This is a genomic window from Streptomyces sp. NPDC041205, from assembly GCF_055591765.1.
Window position 1 is genome coordinate 294,551 of sequence record NZ_JBVIZH010000007.1, and the last position, 20,626, is coordinate 315,176.

The window sequence follows — 20,626 nt, forward strand, 5'->3', positions numbered from 1 at the left end:
AGGGGCCGGTGAAGGCTCGACTTTCCACGGCAAATCGGACTAACTACCCTCAAGGCATGTCCGTCCCCCCGGCCCCCGCCCCCACCCCGCCTCCCGAAGGCAGCCCGGACCCGGCGGAGGTCGCGGGCCAGGCGACCCGCAGCCTCCAGGGGCTGTCCACCGAGCTGACCGCGCGCGTACCGCAGCTCCTGGAGGCGATGCGTTCCGTCGGCACCGGCCTGGAGCTGCACACCACCCTGAACCGCATCTGCGAGACCGCGGCCGAGCTCACGGACGCCCGCTACGCGGCGATCGGCGTCGTCTCCGAAGACGGCGACGGGCTCGCAGACTTCGTCTACCACGGCATCGACGAGGCCGCCGCCGCCCGCATCGGCCGCCTCCCCGACGGACACCGCGGGCTGCTCGGGGCGCTCATCCACCAGCCGGAGACGCTGCGCCTCGCCGACCTGGCCGCCGATCCGCGCTCCTGCGGCTTCCCGGCCCACCACCCGCCGATGCGCGGCTTCCTGGGGGTGCCGATCCGCGTCCAGGGCGAGATCTTCGGCAACCTCTACCTCACGGAGAAGCGCGACGGCGGCGAGTTCAACGACTACGACGTGCACATGGTGCGCGTCCTCGCCACGGAGGCGGGCATCGCGATCGGCAACGCGCGCCTGTACGAGGCCGCCAAGCAGCGCGAGCGGTGGATCGACGGCTCCGTGGCCGTCACCACGGCGCTGCTCTCCGGCTCCGACGCCGAGGACGCCCTCGCGGTCGTCGCGGAGCAGGCGCGCCATCTGGCCGACTCGGCGGCCGGCATCGTGCTGCTGCCCGACGAGGAGGGCGGCATGGAGATCGTCGCCGTGTCCTCGGACCGGCCCAGCGGGGCGCTCGGCGTGGTGGTGCCTCCGGAGAGCCGCATCATCGCCGACCTGCTCGACGGGCGGGCCGTGTTCATCGACGACGCGGCCACCGACCCGCGCATCATGACCGACCTCGCCCGCACCTACGGGCCCGCCATGATGCTGCCCCTGCAGAGCGACGGCCGGGTCCTGGGGACGCTCGTCACGCCCCGCGCGCGTGGGGCACGCCCCTTCACGGAGGCCGAGCGGACCCTCGCCACCCAGTTCGCCTCGCAGGCCGCGCTCGCGCTGATGATGGCCGAGGCGCAGCGCGACCGGGAGCGCCTCGCCGTCTACGAGGACCGCGACCGGATCGCCCGCGATCTGCACGACCTCGTCATCCAGCGGCTGTTCGCCACCGGGATGATGCTGGAGAGCGCCCAGCGGCGGTCCGTCGTGCCGGAGGTGCAGCAGGGCGTCGGCAAGGCCGTCGACGAGCTGGACGTGACGATCCAGGAGATCCGTACGGCCATCTTCGCGCTCCAGCAGGGGCCCGCCGAGGCGCCCGCCGGGCTGCGCACCCGCGTCCTGCGCGAGATCAACATGGCGGCCGTGCCGCTCGGCTTCAAGCCCTCCCACCACTTCGTGGGCCCCGTCGACACGGTCGTCGGGGAACTCACCGGCAAGAACCTCATCGCGGCGCTCCGCGAGGCCCTGTCGAACGCCTTCCGGCACGCGGGGGCCGCCCGCATCGACGTCGTCGTGGACGCCACGCTGGTCCTGCCGGACGGGGAGCGGGGCGTACGCCTGACCGTGGCGGACGACGGCGTCGGCATCACGGAGGGCGGCCGCCGCAGCGGCCTGAAGAACCTCAAGCGGCGCGCGGAGTCCCTGGGAGGCGCCAGTTGGTACGGGCCGGGCATCGGGGAGGACGGGGGCGGGACGACGGTGGTGTGGCAGGCGCCGTACTGATGTGGGGCGGGGGCGTCTTCCGGGGGTGGCTCCCGGGGCGTGCGATGCGCCCCTGTTCGGCGGTACCGCGTGCCCCGTACGGGTCACCGGGTCCCCCGCGCGTACGAGTTCCCCGGTGCGCCGCGCGCCCGTGCGGGCAACGATCCGGGACATGCGTCCCCTGCCCTGCCGCTCCCTTGTCGCCCCGGTTCTGCCGGTCCTGCTGTGCGCGCTCGTCGCTCTCGGCGTGCCCGGGACGGCGGCCGCCGACGGGCGGAACGGAAGCGACGGGGGTGACGGGCACGGCGGGCCGAGCACCAGCGTGGAGGTGGCACGCCTCTACGTAGAGGCCCAGTCCGCGACCCTGCGCTACGAGGCGGGGCGGCGCGCGGCCGGAGTGCAGCGCGCCCGCGTCAAGCACCTGGAGCGGCTGCTCGCCAAGGAGCGGTACGAGGTCGGCGTGCTGCACGAGGACCTGGGCCGGATGGCCACCGCCCAGTACCGCACCGGCGGCGGCCTGCCGCTCACCGCGCGCCTGCTGCTCGCGGACAGCCCCGACGAGCTGCTGCGCGGCAGGCGCGTCGTGGGGCAGGCCGACCTCGCCGTCACCAACACCGTCGCCCGGACGCGGCGGGCCGCGGCCAGGCTCGCCACGGCCCAGCGGTCCGCCACCCGGGCCCGGGACGTGCTCGACCGGCGGGAGGCGCGCCTCGCCCGGCTCAAGCGGGACATCGAGGCGAAGCTGGAGTCGGCGCGCTGGACGCTGCAGGAGGAGGCCGACGCGTCGGCCGCCGCGGGCCGGTGCCGGGGCGCCGTCCGCATCGCGCAGCCGGAATCGTCAGCTACGCGCGCGTGGGTGACGCCCGTGGAGACGTACGAGCTGTCCGCGGGCTTCGACAGCGCGGGTGCGCGCTGGGCGGCCCGGCACACCGGGCAGGACTTCGCCGTCGGCATCGGCGCCCCGGTGCGGTCGGTGGGCGCCGGGCGGGTGGTGCGGGTGGCGTGCGGCGGCGGCTTCGGGATGGAGGTCGTGGTGGGACACGAGGACGGCTCGTACACGCAGTACGCGCACTTGGCGTCCGTCGCCGTCGACCAGGGGGAGCGGGTGCGCACAGGGCAGTGGGTCGGCCAGGCGGGCACCACCGGCAACTCGACCGGCCCGCACCTGCACTTCGAGGCACGGCTGACGCCGGACCTGGGCTCGGGGGTGGATCCGGTGGGGTGGCTCGCGGAGCGGGGAGTGGGGCTCTGAGGCCCGTCCGGTGCGTCGGCGCGGACGGCGTCCAGGCCCAGGGCGTCCGGGCCGGGGTGTTTGGGTCCAGGGCGTTCAGGCCGGGGCACAGGCACCCCGGACAGCGCGTCCAGTGCGGGGCGGCCTCGCCGGATCTACCGCTCGGCCAGTATTCGTTCGATGACCACCGCGACGCCGTCCTCGTTGTTGGCGACCGTGCGGCCGGACGCCGCCGCGATCACGTCCGCGTGGGCGTTGGCCATGGCGTACGAGACACCGGCCCAGGTGAGCATCTCGATGTCGTTCGGCATGTCTCCGAAGGCGACGACTTCCTCGTGGCTGATGCCGCGCTCGGCGCAGCACAGGGCGAGGGTGCTGGCCTTGGAGACGCCGGGGCCGCTGATCTCCAGGAGGGCGGTGGGGCTGGACCGGGTGATCTCCACGCGGTCGCCCACGGCCACCCGGGCCAGGGTCAGGAACGCGTCCGGCGACAGCTCGGGGTGGTGGGCGAGAACCTTGAGGACGGGCTGGTCGGCGCTGTCGGACTCGGCCTTGAGGAGCTTCTCGGCGGGCGCCACGCTGACGGCGGGGTCCAGGTGCAGCGGCGGGTAGGCCGGTTCGTGGTGCACCCCGCCGGTCCGCTCGATCGCGAAGGACGTGCCGGGCGCCGCCGCGCGCAGGATGCCGATCACGTCAAGGGCGATGGCGGGGTCGAGCTCCCGCACCATCACGAAGCGGTGGCTGCCGGGGCTGCCGTGCAGGTCGACCACCGCGGCGCCGTTCCCGCAGATGGCCAGGCCGTGGCCGTGCACATGGTCACTGACGACGTCCATCCAGCGGGCCGGGCGCCCGGTCACGAAGAAGACCTCGATCCCGGCGGCCTCGGCTGCGGCGAGCGCGGCGACGGTCCGTTCCGAGACGGACTTGTCGTCGCGCAGCAGCGTGCCGTCCAGGTCCGTGGCGATCAGCCGGGGCGGAACGGAGGGGGCCGGGACGTGGGGCCGCGGGGTGGTTGAGGTCACGTACGCGATTGTCCCGCATATGCGCGCACGGGTGTGTGGCGGGGCGCACATCTGAGTACGTCTCACGCCCGTGCGCCCCTGCCGCACCTCCGGCCCGCCGGGCGGGCGCCCGCGTCAGAGCTGCGCGAGCGCCTCCGTGGCGATGCGCTCGAAGACCTTCTCGTCCGCGCCGAAGTCCGTGCCGGGCAGCGGCCAGTGCAGAACGATCTCGTCGATGCCGAGCGCGGCGTGCTTCCCGGCGAAGTCGACGAAGGCGTCGAAGGAGTCCAGCGGGCGGTCCGGGGTGAAGCCGGTGAGCAGCACCTTGTCCAGCTCCTCGACGTCACGGCCGACGTCCGCGCAGGCCTTGCCGAGCTTGTCGAGCTGGCCGCGGATGGCCTCCAGGGACTGCTCGGGGGTGCCCGTCGCGGAGATCTTCGGGTCGCCCGTCGTCACCCACGCCTGCCCGTGCCGCGCGGCGAGCCGCAGGCCGCGGGGCCCGGTGGCGGCCACGGCGAACGGCAGCCGGGGGCGCTGCACACAGCCGGGGATGTTCCGCGCCTCGTACGCCGCGTACCGCTCGCCCTCGTACGTCACCGAGTCCTCGGTGAGCAGCCGGTCCAGGAGCGGCAGGAACTCTCCGAAGTGGTCCGCGCGTTCCCGGGGTGTCCAGGGCTCCTCGTCGGCGCGGCGGAGCGTGGTGGCGTCGAAGCCGTTGCCGCCCGCGCCGATGCCGAGCGTGATCCGGCCGTTCGACACGTCGTCGAGGGTGATCAGCTCCTTGGCGAGCGTCACCGGGTGCCGGAAGTTCGGCGAGGTCACGAGCGTGCCCAGGCGGATCCGCCCGGTCACGGCCGCGGCGGCCGTCAGCGTCGGCAGCGCGCCGAACCAGGGCCCGTCGCGGAAGGTCCGCCAGGAGAGGTGGTCATAGGTGTACGCGGTGTGGAAACCGAGGTCCTCCGCGCGCTGCCAGCGCTCCTTGCCCCCCTCGTGCCAGCGGCGGACGGGCAGGATGACGGTGCTCAGACGCAGACTCATGTCTTCGAGCGTACGACCGTCCGGAGGCTGGCCTTCCCCTTGTGGCCGGGTGACCGCGCGGTCCGTGTGATCCGGCCGGGCCCGTCGGCGGCCGCGCCACGGCTCCTGCCGGGTGTTTCGCCCTGTGGGCCCGTGCTCAGCGGACCCGGGCGTTCAGCCAGGGCGTGAGCGAGATCATGGGGATCAGCTCTTTGTACGTCTCGTCGCCGGGCAGCGGTACGACCAGCCAGTAGCCGGGCGGGAAGCGGCGCCCCTTGACGTACGCGAGGCCGCCGAGGACCGACCGTACGAACGCGGGGACCGAGTCGCGCGGGATGTCGTGGCACTGCACGCCGTCGACCTCGATCAGCGCGTCGTCGTCGGGGTAGAGGCGCACGGAGAGCCGCGGGGAGCCGCCGAACTCCACGAACGCCTCGTGCGGCAGCGAGCCGTCCGGGTCCGTCGCCACCTCGAAGCCGGCGGCGGTACGGCGGGAGGTCCGGTCGGCGCCGATGTCGTGCGTGACCTCGATCTCCCGCTCGTGCTCACGCGCTATCGCGCGCAGCGCGCCGACGGCGGCCTCGGTGCTGTGCAGGTGCTCCATGGCTCCCGATCATGCCTGGTCGGCGACGCCCTCGCTCGCTCTCCGCGCTCCTGCTCGCTCTCGGCACGGCTGCTCGTTCTCCGCGGGCCTGCTCGTTCTCCGCGCGTCCGCCCGTTCTCCGCGCACTCGATTTCTCGCCACCGACTTTTCATCGACGAATTCGAGCCCAAAGGTTTGATCCACAACCAAGTCCGGTTATCCACAGGCTCGTTGACGATTCTGTGGACAACTCTCAGGCGAATGGGGGCTTTTGGGTAACTGATGTCTGTTTGTTGTCAATTGAGGCAAGTCTGTCCAATGTCCGGTTGTGGACTTCCCGTTCGGCGGCCGCCGCGATGAACTCCGCCGCGTTCTCCCGCCCAACCAGCTCCTGAACAGCGCGCATTGTGTCGGCGGGCAGACCCACGTACGCGGGCTCGTCGCCCGCTCGGAGGGGTTCCTCGGCGACGAGGTGGCGGCGCAGGTTCCGGGTGGCCAACAGGCGCATCGCGCGCGCCAGTTCCGCGTCGACCGACTTCTGCGCCAGCGGGCGGAGGCGGCGGATGAGCGAGGCGGCCTCGGCCGCGTCGGCCTCGGTCGGCTGGTGATCGCCGAGATAGCGCGCGAAGACGTACTCGTTGGTGAACTCCAGGAAGCGGGCCGCGATGTGCTCGACCTGCCCCCTCAACTCCCGCAGATGGCTGGAGATCGCCGAAAGCGGCACCCCGGCCGCGTGCAACTCGGCCGCCACCGCCAGCTCTTGCGGGCTCGGCACCAGGAACTCGTCGTCGATCCCCGGCAGCGGCTCAAGCACGCCGAGTGCGACCGCGTCCGCCACCGCCGCCGGGTCCGGGACGCCGCCGAACGTCTCGATCAGCTCCGCCCGCGTGATCCGGTCGGCCTTCTCGTCCGTCCAGGGCCCGTCGACCTCCGCGACCAGGCCGAGCACACCGCCGAGGCCGCGGCCCGCGTCCCAGGCCTCCAGGAGCTCCTTGATGGAGGCGAGGGTGTACCCCCGGTCGAGCAGGTCGGCGATCTGGCGAAGCCGGGCCAGATGCGCGTCCCCGTACACATTGGACCGGCCGCGCCGCTCGGGCCGGGGCAGCAGCCCGCGGTCCTGATAGGCGCGGATGGTGCGCACCGTGGCCCCGCTGTGGTGGGCGAGGTCCTCTATGCGGTACTCCACGCGGGGCTCACCCGGGGCGGGCGCCGACACCTGGGGCGCGCCCGTCCCGCCCGCGGCCTCCGCGGCCTTCGCACCCTCCGCGGTCTCCGCGTCCCCCGTGTCCTGCGCGCCCTCGGCGTCCCGTGCGTCCCGCGCGTCCCACCGCTCCGTACGCGACCCCGTGGCCGACCCGTCCTCCACCACGCTTCCGCCCTTCCCGACGCTCACTAGGCGATCGCCGCGCGCCCCGCCACCGCCGCCGCGGTCCGTGCCGCGGGCGACTGCGCCAGATAGTCGACGGCCTTGCGCAGCGAGCCCTCCTGCGACGGATGGTACGACCGCCGCAGATAGCGGGGTACGGCCGCGCCGAGCTTCCGCATGGACGGCAACAGACCCTTGTCCACGGCCCTGTTGTACGCCCGGGGGGTCAGCCGGGGCCGGGGCCTCCCCGCTGCCCCTGTGCTCGCCGCCGCTCCCGCGGTCCCCGTCGGCCTCGCGAAGCGCGGACGCAAGCCCGGATCGAAGCGCGGATCGTGGCGGAGCAGATACGCGCTGCCCCAGATCCACAGGTAGAGCATCACGGGTGCCGTGACCGCCATGGCCGCGACCCTGCGCGCGTACCGGGGCGCGCCCGTGCCGCCGCAGTGCTGGTACATGTCGAACGCGACCGCGCGGTGCTCCACCTCCTCCGCGCCGTGCCAGCGCAGCAGGTCGAGCATGACGTCGTCCGCCCCGGCCCGGTCGAGCCCGTCGGCGGCGAGCACCCAGTCGCCGAGCACCGCCGTGAACTGCTCGATGGCGGCCACCACCGCGAGCCGGAACCGCAGCCACTCCTGCGTCGACACCAGCGGCCCGAGCGGCGCCCGGTCCCCGAGGAGCCGCTCGAAGAGGAAGTCGACGTACTTCGTGAAGCCGGCCGTGTCCAGGCGCTGCGCCGCCAGGTGGTCGAGCACGTGCGCGTGCTGCACGCTGTGCGTCGCCTCCTGCCCCATGAAGCCCTTGACGTCCTTGAGGAGCACGGGGTCGGTGACCAGCGGCAGGCCCTCCTTGAAGACCTTCACGAACCACCGCTCCCCCGCCGGGAGCAACAGGTGCAGGACGTTGGTGACATGCGTGGCGACGGGCTCGTCCGGGATCCAGTCCAGCGAGGTCTCGTCCCAGTCGAACGAGACCCGGCGCGGCACGATCGCGTAGTGCTCTTCCGGCTCTTCCGGCTCTTCCGGCTCTTCCGGCTGCTCTGGCAGCTCTGGCTGCTCTGGCTTCTCCGGCTTCTCCGGCTTCTCCGGCTTCTCCGTGCTCACAGCGGTGGCTCCAATCGGGCTATCGCGCGCAGGGCCTTGGGCGTGAAGCGGGACATGAGGTGGGCGCCGCGCGCCTCCGGGGTGACGGGGACGACGGCCTGATTGCGCACAACGGCGCGCAGGACGGCGTCGGCGACCTTCTCCGGGGGATAGTTCCGCAGGCCGTAGAGGCGGGCGGACTTCTTCTGGCGGCGCTTCTCCTCGTCGGCGGAGACCCCCGTGAAGCGGGCGGTCGCCGTGATGTTCGTGTTCACGAAGCCCGGGCAGATCGCCGAGACCCCGATGCCCTGCCCGGCCAGCTCCGCGCGCAGGCACTCGCTGAGCATCAGGACGGCGGCCTTCGACGTGCTGTACGCGGGGAGGGCCTTGGAGGGCTGATAGGCCGCCGCCGACGCGGTGTTGACGATGTGCCCGCCCTGGCCGCGCTCGGCCATCTGCCTGCCGAACAGACGGCACCCGTGGATCACGCCCCACAGGTTGACGTCGAGGACCTTCTTCCAGTCCTCGGAGCTGGTGTCGAGGAAGGAGCCGGACAGGCCGATGCCCGCGTTGTTCACCAGGACGTCCACCACGCCGTACTCCGTGGCGACCTTCTCGGCCAGCTTCTCCATGGCCTGCTCGTCGCTGACGTCGACCGTCTCCGCCCAGGCCGCCGGGGCGCCCACGAGCCGGGAGAGCTCCGCCGTGCGCGCCGCGCCCTCCGCGTCCCGGTCGACGGCGATCACCCGCGCGCCCGCCTCCGCGAACGCGAACGCCGTGGCCCGCCCGATGCCGCTGCCCGCGCCCGTGACCAGGACGAGCTGGCCCGCGAACCGCTCGGCGTGCTTGCCGCGCGCCGGGGCCGCCGCGCTCGCCAGGGCCGTCGGACCGCCGTCCTCATGGGCCGTGACGAACTCCGTGATCCACGCGGTGAGCTGGTCCGGGCGGGTGCGCGGCACCCAGTGCTTGGCGGGGAGGGTGCGCCGCGTCAGCTGCGGGGCCCACGACTCCAGGTCGTCGTACAGCTTCTCCGAGAGGAAGATGTCGCCGGAGGGGACGATGAGCTGCACCGGGACGTGCGCGTAGGCGTCCGCGCGGGGCCTGCGCAGGCGGGCGCGGACGTTGTCGCGGTAGAGCCAGGCGCCGTGTGCGGCGTCCGACGGCAGCGACAGCGTGGGATAGCCGTCGGCGGGGACCTTCTCCAGGCGCTGGAGGATCTTCGGCCAGCGCTTGCCGAGCGGGCCGCGCCAGGCCAGCTCGGGCAGGACGGGGGTGTGCAGCATGTACACGTACCAGGACTTGGCGCCCTGGCCGACGAGTTGGGCGGCGCGGCGCGGGGTCGGCCGCGTCATGCGCTTCTTGAGCCAGTGCCCGAAGTGGTCGAGGGACGGACCCGACATCGAGGTGAAGGACGCTATCCGCCCCTGCGTGCGCTCGACCGTCACGAACTCCCAGGCCTGCACCGAGCCCCAGTCGTGGCCCACCAGGTGCACCGGCTCGTCCGGGCTGACCGCGTCCGCGACGGCGAGGAAGTCGTCGGTGAGCTTCTCCAGCGTGAAACCGCCGCGCAGCGGCTTCGGCGCCGTCGACCTGCCGTGCCCGCGCACGTCGTAGAGCACCACGTGAAAGCGGTCCGCGAGGCGCGTGGCCACCTCGGACCACACCTCCTTGGAGTCCGGATAGCCGTGCACGAGCAGCACCGTGGGCCGGCCTGTGTCCCCCAGCTCGGCGACGCACAGCTCCACGCCGCCCGTGCGCACCCAGCGCTCACGCGCACCCAAGAGATCCACGGTGGTCATGCGGCAGCCCTTTCCTCGGCCCAGCGCCGCACATGCGGCAGATCGTCGTCCAGCCAGAAGGCGCTCTGCTCGGGGTCCTTGGAGTCGGTGACGACCAGGATCTCCTCGAACTTCGCGCCCGTGCCGCGGAAGCCCAGATGCGGCTCGACCGCCCACAGGCCCGGCTGCGGCGGGTGGTCGGAGAACTTGTACGGCGACCACAGGGGCGACCAGCCGTCCCGGTGGCCGTGCAGCGCGTCGCTCGCGAGGCCCTTCAGGGACTGCGTGCCGAACCCGAAGACGTGCGGGGAGAGCCGGCGCTCCTTGACCCGGTCGACCTTGTGCGCGATGACGCCGAAGGGATACGCGCGATGGCGGTTGGCGTACCCCTGGCGGACCATGAGCCGGTCCACGTCCTCGTAGATCTCGCGCAGCGAGCGGCGCTCGCGGACCTCGCGCAGGATCAGCTCGCGGTGCGCCTCCAGGTCCGCGAGCAGCTTGTCGTGCACGGGGTTGAGGCCGAGGCAGCCGGAGTAGCCGATGTCGGCCGTGCAGCCCTGGAACACCGGGGCCATGTCGAGGATGAAGGGCATCCCCGGCTCCAGCCTGCGGTTGGTCGGGAAGAACTGCAGCGGTATCCGGAAGTTCGTGAACGCCGTGCGGTCGCCGAACCAGGCGAACGGCAGATGGAACCAGTCCCGCACCCCCCGCTCGCGCAGCCAGTCCCGCTGCATCCGCGCCGCCTCGCGCTCCGTCACCCCCGGCTTCAGCTGGGCGGCGACGGCCTCCGCGCACGCGTACGCGAGGGCCTGCACCTGCCGGAACCCCCGCAGCTCCGCGGAGAGTTCACCCTTCATTGCCGAGGTCACTGCCGAGCTCACTGCCGAGGTCCCCGTCGAGGTCATGGCTGAGGTCATGCCACCGTCCGTCCGTCGTGTCCGCACGCGCCGTGCCGCTCGCGCCCGCGCTCCGTCGTCTCCGTACGCGCTCGTAACTTGACACTGATGAATGTGACAATGGCTGACGGCTGCGTCAATAGTTCTGCCCAACCCCGCGGGACAGGTCCGGAAGTTCCCCGAGGCGGTCCCCGGGAGAACCTGTAGGGGGCGACTTACGGACGACCCCTACGGGCCCGTAATACTCGAGAGTGACGGTCGATCGAGCCCCAGGGCTGACGCCTTCGTGTGGTGCGCGCCACTACGTTCGAAGCGTGACTGTGATCGCGACCGAAAGCCTGAGCATGCGGTTCCCCCGGGTGACCGCACTTGACCGGCTCTCCTTGGACATCGGACCCGGTGTGACCGGACTCGTCGGAGCCAACGGAGCCGGCAAGTCCACCTTGATCAAGATCCTGCTGGGTCTGTCCCCCGCCACGGAGGGCCGTGCCGCCGTGCTCGGCCTCGACGTCGCCACCGAAGGCGGCCGGATTCGCGAGCGCGTCGGCTACATGCCCGAGCACGACTGTCTGCCACCCGACGTCTCGGCCACCGAGTTCGTCGTCCACATGGCACGCATGTCGGGCCTGCCGCCGGCCGCCGCGCGCGAACGCACCGCGGACACCCTGCGCCATGTCGGGCTCTACGAAGAGCGCTACCGACCCATCGGCGGCTACTCGACCGGCATGAAGCAGCGCGTGAAGCTCGCCCAGGCGCTGGTGCACGACCCCCAGTTGGTCTTCCTCGACGAGCCGACCAACGGCCTCGACCCGGTCGGCCGCGACGAGATGCTCGCCCTGATCCGCCGGGTGCACACCGACTTCGGCATCTCGGTCCTGGTCACCTCGCACCTCCTGGGCGAACTGGAGCGCACCTGCGACCACGTCGTCGTCATCGACGGCGGCAAGCTCCTGCGCTCCAGCTCCACCACGGACTTCACCCAGACCACGGCGACCCTCGCCATCGAGGTCACCGACAGCGACGAGCACCCGGACGGCACCGCCGCCCTGCGCAAGGCCCTCCAGGGCCGCGGCGTCGCCACCCAGGACGACGGCGGGGGCCTCCCCGGCGCCGGGCACACCGTGCTCCTGGAGGCGGCGAGCGAGGACACCTACGACCTCGTCCGGGACGTGGTGGCCGACCTCGGCCTCGGCCTGGTCCGCATGGAACAGCGCAGGCACCACATCGCGGAGGTCTTCCGCACCAAGGACCAGAGCGACGAGAGCGACGAGAGCGACGGGAACGACGGGAACGACGCACAGGGGCGTGCGTCCGAGCACGTCACCGCGCAGACGGGAGGCGGCCGCGATGCCCGCTGACTCCACACAGATCCACAACATCGGCTACCGCCACTACGACGGCCAGCGCCTCGGCCGCGCGTACGCCACCCGCTCGCTGTTCTCGCAGAGCCTGCGCGGTGCCTACGGCCTCGGCCGCTCCGCCAAGTCCAAGGTCCTGCCGATGATCCTCTTCGGGGTCATGTGCGCCCCCGCGCTGATCATGGTCGCGGTCGCCGTGGCCACCAAGGCCAACGACCTTCCCGTCGACTACACGCGCTACGCGATCCTGCTGCAGGCCGTCATCGGCCTCTACCTGGCCGCGCAGGCGCCGCAGACCGTCTCCAGGGACCTGCGGTTCAAGACCGTGCCCCTGTACTTCTCGCGCCCCATCGAACGCGTCGACTACGTACGCGCCAAGTTCGCGGCACTCGCGAGCGCGCTGTTCATCCTGACGGCCGTCCCGCTGATCGTGCTCTACGTAGGAGCACTGCTCGCCAAACTTGACTTCGCCGACCAGACGAAGGGATTCGCCCAAGGGCTGGTCTCCGTAGCGCTGCTCTCGGTGTTGTTCTCCGGGATCGCGCTGGTCATCTCGGCGGTCACGCCGCGCCGCGGCTTCGGCATCGCCGCCGTCATCGCCGTCCTGACCATCTCCTACGGAGCGGTCTCCACCGTCCAGGCCATCGCCCACGAACAGGGCAGCTCCGAAGCCATCAGCTGGCTCGGCCTGTTCTCGCCGATCACCCTCATCGACGGTGTGCAGACCGCCTTCCTGGGCGCCACGTCCGCCTTCCCCGGGCAGGAGGGCCCCTCGACCGGCACGGGCGTCGTGTACGTCCTCGTCGTCCTCGCCCTCATCGCCGGAAGCTACGCCGGCCTGATGCGCCGCTACCGAAAGGCCGGGCTCTAGCCATGTCCCTCCCGTCTCCCGCCACCACCCTTCCAAGGAATGGGCTGCGCCCATGAGCACTCTGAGCATCGACCATGTCTCCCGCTGGTTCGGCAACGTGGTGGCGGTCAACGACATCACCATGACGATCAGCCCCGGAGTCACCGGCCTGCTCGGCCCGAACGGCGCCGGGAAGTCCACGCTCATCAGCATGATGGGCGGTTTCCTCGCCCCCTCCACGGGCAGCGTCACCCTCGACGGCCACCCCACCTGGCGCAACGAACAGATCTACAAGCACCTGGGCATCGTCCCCGAGCGCGAGGGGATGTACGACTTCCTCACCGGCCGCGAATTCGTCGTCGCCAACGCCGAGTTGCACGGCCTCGGCAAGAAGGCCGCCCAGCGCGCCCTCGCCACGGTCGAGATGGAGTACGCGCAGGACCGCAAGATCTCCACGTACTCCAAGGGCATGCGGCAGCGCGTGAAGATGGCCTCCGCGCTCGTCCACGAGCCGTCCGTGCTGCTGCTCGACGAGCCCTTCAACGGCATGGACCCCCGCCAGCGCATGCAACTCATGGAACTGCTGCGCAAGATGGGCGACGACGGCCGCACCGTCCTGTTCTCCTCGCACATCCTCGAAGAGGTCGAACAGCTCGCCTCGCACATCGAGGTGATCGTCGCCGGACGCCACGCGGCCAGCGGCGACTTCCGCAAGATCCGCCGCCTGATGACGGACCGGCCGCACCGCTACCTGGTGCGCTCCAGCGACGACCGCACGCTCGCCGCCGCACTGATCGCCGACCCGTCCACCGCGGGCATCGAAGTCGACCTCGACGAGGGCGCGCTGCGCATCCAGGCCGTCGACTTCGGGCGCTTCACCACCCTGTTGCCACGCATCGCCCGCGAACACGACATCCGGCTGCTCACCGTCTCGCCCTCGGACGAGTCGCTCGAGTCGGTCTTCTCCTACCTCGTCGCGGCCTGAAGGGAGTCACCGTGTACGACCCGACTGTCGCCCGGCTCACCTACCGGGCCCTCCTCGGCCGCCGCCGCGCCCTCATCCTCTGCGCCCTGCCGCTGCTGCTCATCGTCATCTCCGTGGCGGTACGCGCCCTCAGCGGCGCCGACGACCAGGTCGCGTCCGACCTGCTCGGCGGGTTCGCGCTCGCCACGATGGTGCCGATCATCGGCGTCATCGCGGGCACCGGCGCGATCGGCCCCGAGATCGACGACGGCTCCGTGCTCTACCTGCTGTCCAAGCCGGTCAAGCGGCCCACGATCATCGTCACCAAGCTCACCGTCGCCATCGCCGTCACCATGGCGTTCTCGGCGCTCCCGACGTTCATCGCGGGCATGATCCTCAACGGCAACGGCCAGCAGATCGCCGTCGCCTACACGATCGCCGCCCTCGTCTCCTCCATCGCGTACGCGGCGATCTTCCTGCTGCTCGGCACGATCACCCGGCACGCGGTGGTCTTCGGCCTCGTGTACGCCCTCGTGTGGGAGGCGCTGTTCGGCTCCCTGGTCTCCGGGGCGCGCACGCTCAGCGTCCAGCAGTGGTCCCTCGCCGTCGCCCACAAGGCCGCGGACGGCGGTGACCTGGTCACCTCCGACGTGGGCCTGCCCGCAGCAGTGGTCCTGCTGATCGTGGTCACGGCCGGGACCACGTGGTACGCCGGGCAGAAGCTGCGCACGCTGACGCTGGCCGGCGACGAGTAGGTCCTCGCAGGGACGAGCAGGTGCTTGAAGTCTTGACGGCGTCTTCACCCTCCCACCCGGACACTGGTGGGAGGGGGATGCTTCAGCTGTGGCCGGGAGGTGCCGCGATGGCATCGGACGAGGGACGGGACGAAGGGACCGGGGAGACCGGCGGGGCCGGTGAGCCCGGGAGCGCCGGGGACGGGCCGTGGGACGACGTGGTCCTCGACGACGACTTCGTACGGTCCGCGGAGGCCGCCGAGCCGTCGGCCCGCGCCCGGATGCTCTCCGCGCGGTGGCGGGACCGGGCGCCCGAGCCGCAGCCCTGGCGGTCCGACGAGCCGCCCGCGGGGTGGTTCTTCAGTCGGCGGCGGAAGAAGTGGCGTCGGAAGTAGGGCGGCGGTGGGCCGCCGTGCGTGGGCTTCCTGCGCGGGCTTCCGCGGCGGCTTGTCCGGCTTCCGCGGCGGCTCGCGACGGTTTCCGTGGCGGCTTCTGCGGCGAGAAAAATCGGTGGCGGCGCGTGGCGGTGGTCGGCAGAGTAGTGGGTGTCACCGCGTCGGGGCCTCGCCCCGGTGCTCACCTTCTGGGAGAGGAGCCGACGATGTTCAACCACCCGTCGTCGTGCTCCCGGCAGGGCGGTCCGCGGCAGGCTCCGGAGTAGTCACTGCACTCCGTCCGAGCCCGCGCCACGGGGGATCGCCCGGGGCGGCCGCTTCGAGCGCGCACACTTCGCTGCGCGGGCCGCCCACCCAACGTTGCACTGGCCGGGCCTGGGGTCACGGGAACATTCCCGTGCCCTGGGCCCGGCCTTCTGCACGTCCCGTGACAGAGGCCGTCGGCCGGGGCTGTGCCCACAGCGGTGGTCGTAGAACGCTGCGCTACGGCAGCAGGCGTTCCAGGACCGCCGCGATCCCGTCCTCCTGGTTGGAGGCCGTGATCTCGTCCGCCACCGCCTTGAGGTCCTCGTGGGCGTTGGCCATGGCTACGCCGTGGGCGGACCAGGCGAACATCGGGATGTCGTTGGGCATGTCGCCGAAGGCGATCGTGTCCGCGGCCTTCACGCCGAGGCGCCGGGCCGCCAGGGACAGTCCCGTCGCCTTCGTCAGGCCGAGCGGCAGGAGCTCCACTATGCCCTCGCCCGCCATCGTGACGCCGACCAGATCGCCCGCGGCCTGCTGCGCCACGGCCGCCAGCTCGTCGTCGCTCAGCCCGGGATGCTGGACGTACACCTTGTTGAGCGGCGCCGACCACAGCTCCGCCACGTCGGTGAACGGGATGACGGGGAGCGGGCCCTCCTGGACCACGTACCCGGGGCCGACCAGGACCTCGCCGTCCAGGCCGTCGCGGCTCGCGGCGAGCGCCAGCGGGCCGACCTCCGCCTCGATCTTGGCGAGGGCCAGGCCCGCGAGCTGGCGGTCCAGGGTCACGGAGGTCAGCAGGCGGTGCTCACCCGCGTGGTAGACCTGAGCGCCCTGGCCGCACACGGCGATGCCCTCGTAGCCCAGGTCGTCCAGGACGTGCCGGGTCCAGGCGACGGAGCGGCCGGTGACGATGATGTGGGCCGCGCCCGCCGCGGTGGCCGCGGTGAGCGCGTCCCGGGTGCGCGCCGAGACCGTGTCGTCGGGGGACAGGAGCGTCCCGTCGAGGTCGGTCGCGACGAGCGGGTACGGGAAGGACGGGCCGGGGCCGCCCGTGCGCGCGGTGCTCACTTGGCGAGGGGCTCCAGGATCTCCCGGCCCCCCAGATACGGCCGCAGGACCTCGGGGACGCGCACGGAACCGTCGGGCAGCTGGTGGTTCTCCAGGATCGCCACGATCGTGCGGGGCACCGCGCACAGCGTGCCGTTCAGCGTCGAGAGCGGCTGGACCGCCTTCTTGCCGTCGCGCTCCTCGCGCATGCGCACGGACAGGCGGCGGGCCTGGAAGCTGTCGCAGTTCGACGCGGACGTCAGCTCGCGATACTTGCCCTGGGTGGGGATCCACGCCTCGCAGTCGAACTTGCGCGAGGCCGATGCGCCCAGGTCGGCGGAGGCGACGTCGATCACCTGGAAGGGCAGTTCGAGGCCGGTCAGCCACTGCTTCTCCCAGTCCAGGAGCCGCTGGTGCTCGGCCTCGGCGTCCTCCGGGGCGACGTACGAGAACATCTCGACCTTGTCGAACTGGTGCACCCGGAAGATGCCGCGGGTGTCCTTGCCGTACGTCCCGGCCTCGCGGCGGAAGCAGGGCGAGAACCCGGCGTACCGCAGGGGGAGCTTGTCGGCGTCGATGATCTCGTCCATGTGGTACGCCGCGAGCGGGACCTCGGAGGTGCCGACCAGGTAGTAGTCGTCCTTCTCCAGGTGGTACACGTTCTCGGCGGCCTGGCCGAGGAAGCCGGTGCCCTCCATGGCGCGCGGGCGGACCAGGGCGGGGGTCAGCATCGGCGTGAACCCGGCCTCCGTGGCCTGCGCGATGGCCGCGTTGACCAGCGCGAGTTCGAGGAGCGCGCCGACGCCCGTCAGGTAGTAGAAGCGCGATCCGGAGACCTTCGCGCCGCGCTCGACGTCGATGGCGCCGAGCGCCTCGCCGAGCTCCAGGTGGTCCTTGGGCTCGAAGCCCTCGGCGGCGAAGTCGCGGATCGTGCCGTGCGTCTCCAGGACGACGAAGTCCTCCTCGCCGCCCACCGGCACGTCCTCGTGCACGAGGTTGCCGAGCTGGAGGAGGAGGCGCTTGGTCTCCTCGTCGGCCTCGTCCTGCGCGGCGTTCGCGGCCTTCACCGCGGCGGCGAGCTCGCCGGCCTTCTTCAGGAGCTCGGCCTTCTCGTCACCGGAGGCCTTGGGGATGAGCTTGCCGAGGGCCTTCTGCTCGGAGCGGAGCTCGTCGAAGCTGAGCCCGGACGACCGGCGCCGCTCGTCGGCGGAGAGCAGGGCGTCGACGAGGCCGACGTCCTCTCCACGGGCGCGCTGAGAAGCGCGAACACGGTCGGGGTCCTCACGGAGCAGGCGAAGGTCAATCACCCCTCAAGGCTACCGTCGCACGGTTCCGGCCCACGACTCGATATTCACTTCATGGGCGATATGACCGTTTTGCCGGAATGGGAATTCCCGTGAGTGTCGTGCGGGTGTCGTGCCGGTGGCCGGAGATCGCCGCGAGTTCCCGGGGTCAATAAACCGGACACGAATCCCCGAAACGGGGCAGATGCCTGCCACCGCCTTGACCCGATCCCCTTGTGGGAAACGGGACTTGGGGAGCCGGTTGTCCACAGGAATGGAGGCATCCGGAAAGTTATCCACAGGCTGTGCGAAAGATCTGTGGACACCGGAACGTGGCGCTCCGAATGCCGCTTCCGCGTCGGTGTATTCCTGCCCCAAACCCCCTCTCGACCAACTTTCGAGTGGAAATGGTTAACTCCAAAGAGTTGATCAATGGAAAAGGATGGACGAGGGGTGATGTGCGGGGCTGTGGACGCAACTGGGGTCTGAGGATCGCTATGTCGACGATGTCGTACTTCGTTGTCGACTTGTCCCCAGATCGAGAAGGGCACCTGTGGATAACTTCTGTGGACAACGTAAATCTGCAGGTAGTACTGCTTTTTCAGCCACGAGGACGGCCGACGGGGGCCCATGACGAAGCGCCGGGAAACGTCAGGCGAAGGCGCGGCGAACGCCCGGGTGAAGGCTCGCTCGAAGGTTCAGTGATCGCTCAGAACGGGCGGATGCTCAGAAGCGGCCGTCCTGGCATTGCGTCAGCCAGTCCGACGCCGCCAGGAATTCCCCGTCGGACGTGCCGGCCCGCAGCGGCCGCACATCCTCCACCGCCACCCCCGCGCGCGGATACGACCCGAGGAAGCGCACCTTCGGGCAGATCCGCTTCAGGCCCATCAGCGCCTCGCCCACCCGGCGGTCGGTGATGTGGCCCTCGGCGTCCACGCTGAAGCAGTAGTTACCGATGCCCTGTCCTGTCGGCCGGGACTCGATCCGCATCAGGTTGACCCCGCGCACCGCGAACTCCTGGAGCAGTTCGAGCAGGGCGCCCGGGTGGTCGTCGCCGAGCCAGATGACCACGGAGGTCTTGTCCGCGCCGGTGGGCGCCGCGGGCCGCCCCGGGCGGCCGACCAGGACGAACCGGGTCTCCGCGTTGGCAGCGTCGTGGATCTCGGTGACCAGCGCCTCCAGGCCGTACGTCGCCGCGGCGAACTCGCCCGCGAACGCCGCGTCGAACCGGCCCTCCTGCACCAGGCGGGCACCGTCCGCGTTCGACGCCGCCGACTCCCACAGCGCGTCCGGCAGGTGCTCGCCGAGCCAGTTGCGCACCTGCGGCTGGGCGACCGGGTGGCCGGTGACCGTCTTGATGTCCTTGAGGTCCGTGCCGGGGCGGACCAGGAGCGCGAAGGCGATCGGCAGGACCACCTCGCGGTAGATCATCAGGGGCGTGCCCTTGGCGAGCTCGTCGACGGTCGTCGTGACACCGCCCTCCACCGAGTTCTCGATCGGCACCAGCGCCGCCGCGGCCTCGCCGCCGCGCACCGCGTCCAGGGCGGCCGGGACGGACACCATCGGGACGAGCTCCCGGGTGGCCGCCTCCGGCAGGGTGCGCAGGGCCGCTTCCGTGAAGGTGCCCTCGGGGCCGAGGTAGGTGTAGCGCGTCGCCGACATGGACTCACCCTAATGCGCCGGATGAGGCGAAGGTTGGCCGTTGTCCAACATGCGACTGATGACAAACTCTGGTCGACAGCTGGCGACAGCCGTCACCGCTATCCCTCCAGCAACCTCTGCCCCACGTATTCACCGCTCCCCGCGCCCCCCGGCACCGCGAACAGACCGCTCGCCTCGTGCCGGATGAACTCCGAGAGCGCGTCCCCCCGGTCGAGCTTGCGCTGCACCGGCACGAAGCCCTTCAGCGGGTCCGCCTGCCAGCAGATGAAGAGCAGCCCGGCGTCCGGTTCGCCCTTGGCGTCGAAGCCGTCGTGGTACGAGAAGGGGCGCCGCAGCATCGCGGCGCCGCCGTTCTGGTCGGGCCGGGTGATGCGGGCGTGCGCGTTGAGCGGGACCACGAGCTTGCCGTCGGCGCCGGTCTTCTCCAGCTTCATCTCGGTGGTCTCCGTGCCGCCCGTCAGCGGCGCCCCGTCGGCCTTGCGGCGCCCGATGACCTCCTCCTGCGCCCTGGTGGCCAGCTTCTCCCAGTCGTCGAGGAGCATGCGGATGCGGCGTACGACGGCGTAGGAGCCCCCGGCCATCCAGGCGGGGTCCGTGCCGTCCGGCTTCTCGGGCACGAAGATCCGCTTGTTGAAGTCGTCGTCGGACGGCTTCGGGTTGTTCGTGCCGTCGATCTGGCCCATCAGGTTGCGGGCCGTCATCGGGCGGGCGGTGGCGCCGGGCGAGCGGTTGAAGCCGTTCATCTGCCAGCGCACCTTCGCCGCCGCACCGGCCTGCTGCTGCAGGGCGCGCAGCGCGTGGAAGGCGACGAGCGGGTCGTTCGCGCCGATCTGCACCCACAGGTCGCCGCCGCTGCGGGACTTGTCGAGGCGGTCGGAGGAGAAGTCGGGCAGCGGGTCGAGGGCGGCCGGGCGTTGCTTCTCCAGGCCGGTGCGGCGGAAGAAGCCGTGGCCGAAGCCGAAGGTGACGGTGAGCGCGGACGGGCCCGCGTCCCGGGCGATGTCGGTGTCCGGGCCCCCGCCGTCCACCGGCTCGCCCGCCATCAGCCGCGCGGCGGTGGCCGACCAGCGGCGCAGCAGGGCCGCGGCCTCCTTGCGCCCGGCGCCCGGCGCGAGGTCGAAGGCGATCAGATGGCCGCGGGACTGCACGGGCGTGGTGATCCCCGGCTGGTGTTTCCCGTGAAACATCACCTCGTCCGTGCCGAGCGACGTCAGGGCCGCCCGTGACTCGCCCGCGGAGTCGGAGGAGCCCGAAGACGCCGCGGCGTACCCGGCGGCGCCGCCCGCCGCGCCGAGCGCGAGGCCGGTGGCGCCCGCTGTGCCGAGCAGGCGTCGTCGCGAAATGGTGTGGTCCGCCATGGTGGG

At 71.6% G+C, this 20,626-nt stretch carries 18 protein-coding genes; 7 read left to right on the top strand and 11 right to left on the bottom strand.

Features of this window, described 5'->3' with window-relative positions; translation table 11 throughout:
* Positions 1 to 56 precede the first annotated feature (56 nt).
* Both ACZ6BG_RS28985 and ACZ6BG_RS28990 read left to right on the top strand, forming a co-directional pair.
* On the top strand, positions 57 to 1,793 hold the full coding sequence (locus tag ACZ6BG_RS28985; RefSeq protein ID WP_469006845.1) for a sensor histidine kinase: 1,737 nt from the start codon (positions 57 to 59) through the stop codon (positions 1,791 to 1,793).
* Positions 1,794 to 1,944: 151 nt separating this feature from the next.
* The gene (locus ACZ6BG_RS28990; RefSeq protein ID WP_469006848.1) at positions 1,945 to 3,024 is read left to right on the top strand and encodes a M23 family metallopeptidase; all 1,080 of its coding nucleotides are present in this window, start codon (positions 1,945 to 1,947) and stop codon (positions 3,022 to 3,024) included.
* A gap of 134 nt (positions 3,025 to 3,158) precedes the next feature.
* On the opposite strand, the gene ACZ6BG_RS28995 is transcribed toward ACZ6BG_RS28990, so the two are convergent.
* The 7 genes from ACZ6BG_RS28995 to ACZ6BG_RS29025 all read right to left on the bottom strand — a co-directional run bounded on the left by ACZ6BG_RS28995 (position 3,159) and on the right by ACZ6BG_RS29025 (position 10,684).
* A complete protein-coding gene (locus ACZ6BG_RS28995; RefSeq protein ID WP_469006851.1) occupies positions 3,159 to 4,025 on the bottom strand; it encodes an HAD hydrolase family protein in 867 nt (288 codons plus the stop codon).
* Positions 4,026 to 4,139: 114 nt separating this feature from the next.
* Positions 4,140 to 5,042 (bottom strand): LLM class flavin-dependent oxidoreductase, encoded by a 903-nt coding sequence (locus ACZ6BG_RS29000; protein WP_469006853.1) that lies wholly within the window; start codon positions 5,040 to 5,042, stop codon positions 4,140 to 4,142.
* 136 nt (positions 5,043 to 5,178) lie between these two features.
* Positions 5,179 to 5,625: a hypothetical protein gene (locus ACZ6BG_RS29005; RefSeq protein ID WP_469006855.1), complete on the bottom strand. Its 447-nt coding sequence runs from the start codon at positions 5,623 to 5,625 to the stop codon at positions 5,179 to 5,181.
* A gap of 232 nt (positions 5,626 to 5,857) precedes the next feature.
* Positions 5,858 to 6,820, bottom strand: a complete 963-nt coding sequence (locus ACZ6BG_RS29010) for a MerR family transcriptional regulator (RefSeq protein ID WP_469007205.1) — start codon at positions 6,818 to 6,820, stop codon at positions 5,858 to 5,860.
* 176 nt (positions 6,821 to 6,996) lie between these two features.
* Positions 6,997 to 8,013 carry a metal-dependent hydrolase gene (locus ACZ6BG_RS29015; RefSeq protein WP_469007207.1) on the bottom strand — a complete coding sequence of 339 codons (1,017 nt, stop codon included), beginning with the start codon at positions 8,011 to 8,013 and terminating at the stop codon, positions 6,997 to 6,999.
* A gap of 53 nt (positions 8,014 to 8,066) precedes the next feature.
* A complete protein-coding gene (locus tag ACZ6BG_RS29020; RefSeq protein ID WP_469006857.1) occupies positions 8,067 to 9,848 on the bottom strand; it encodes an SDR family oxidoreductase in 1,782 nt (593 codons plus the stop codon).
* Entirely contained in the window at positions 9,845 to 10,684 is an 840-nt protein-coding gene (locus tag ACZ6BG_RS29025; RefSeq protein WP_469007209.1) for a M24 family metallopeptidase, read from the bottom strand. Before ACZ6BG_RS29025 ends, ACZ6BG_RS29020 begins: the two co-directional genes overlap by 4 nt.
* A gap of 359 nt (positions 10,685 to 11,043) precedes the next feature.
* On the opposite strand from ACZ6BG_RS29025, the gene ACZ6BG_RS29030 reads away from it, so the two are divergent.
* The 5 genes from ACZ6BG_RS29030 (at position 11,044) to ACZ6BG_RS29050 (ending at position 15,024) form a co-directional block, all read left to right on the top strand.
* Complete coding sequence (locus ACZ6BG_RS29030) at positions 11,044 to 12,081, top strand: ABC transporter ATP-binding protein (protein WP_469007211.1); 1,038 nt, start codon at positions 11,044 to 11,046, stop codon at positions 12,079 to 12,081.
* Positions 12,071 to 12,952, top strand: coding sequence for an ABC transporter permease (locus ACZ6BG_RS29035; RefSeq protein ID WP_469006860.1), 882 nt, complete (start codon positions 12,071 to 12,073; stop codon positions 12,950 to 12,952). The genes ACZ6BG_RS29030 and ACZ6BG_RS29035 overlap by 11 nt, the downstream gene beginning before the upstream one ends.
* A 52-nt stretch (positions 12,953 to 13,004) precedes the next feature.
* Positions 13,005 to 13,916 carry an ABC transporter ATP-binding protein gene (locus ACZ6BG_RS29040; RefSeq protein WP_469006863.1) on the top strand — a complete coding sequence of 304 codons (912 nt, stop codon included), beginning with the start codon at positions 13,005 to 13,007 and terminating at the stop codon, positions 13,914 to 13,916.
* 11 nt (positions 13,917 to 13,927) lie between these two features.
* A complete protein-coding gene (locus ACZ6BG_RS29045) occupies positions 13,928 to 14,650 on the top strand; it encodes an ABC transporter permease (RefSeq protein WP_469006867.1) in 723 nt (240 codons plus the stop codon).
* 107 nt (positions 14,651 to 14,757) lie between these two features.
* The gene (locus ACZ6BG_RS29050; RefSeq protein ID WP_469006871.1) at positions 14,758 to 15,024 is read left to right on the top strand and encodes an SGM_3592 family protein; all 267 of its coding nucleotides are present in this window, start codon (positions 14,758 to 14,760) and stop codon (positions 15,022 to 15,024) included.
* Positions 15,025 to 15,507: 483 nt separating this feature from the next.
* Here the strand turns inward: ACZ6BG_RS29050 and ACZ6BG_RS29055 are convergent, their stop codons facing one another.
* The 4 genes from ACZ6BG_RS29055 to efeB form a co-directional block, all read right to left on the bottom strand.
* Positions 15,508 to 16,338 carry an HAD family hydrolase gene (locus ACZ6BG_RS29055; RefSeq protein ID WP_469006873.1) on the bottom strand — a complete coding sequence of 277 codons (831 nt, stop codon included), beginning with the start codon at positions 16,336 to 16,338 and terminating at the stop codon, positions 15,508 to 15,510.
* Positions 16,335 to 17,624 (bottom strand): serine--tRNA ligase, encoded by a 1,290-nt coding sequence (serS, locus tag ACZ6BG_RS29060; protein ID WP_469006875.1) that lies wholly within the window; start codon positions 17,622 to 17,624, stop codon positions 16,335 to 16,337. Before serS ends, ACZ6BG_RS29055 begins: the two co-directional genes overlap by 4 nt.
* A 702-nt stretch (positions 17,625 to 18,326) precedes the next feature.
* On the bottom strand, positions 18,327 to 19,262 hold the full coding sequence (pheA, locus tag ACZ6BG_RS29065) for a prephenate dehydratase (protein ID WP_469006877.1): 936 nt from the start codon (positions 19,260 to 19,262) through the stop codon (positions 18,327 to 18,329).
* Positions 19,263 to 19,360: 98 nt separating this feature from the next.
* Positions 19,361 to 20,620: an iron uptake transporter deferrochelatase/peroxidase subunit gene (gene efeB, locus ACZ6BG_RS29070; protein WP_469006879.1), complete on the bottom strand. Its 1,260-nt coding sequence runs from the start codon at positions 20,618 to 20,620 to the stop codon at positions 19,361 to 19,363.
* Positions 20,621 to 20,626: the final 6 nt, after the last annotated feature.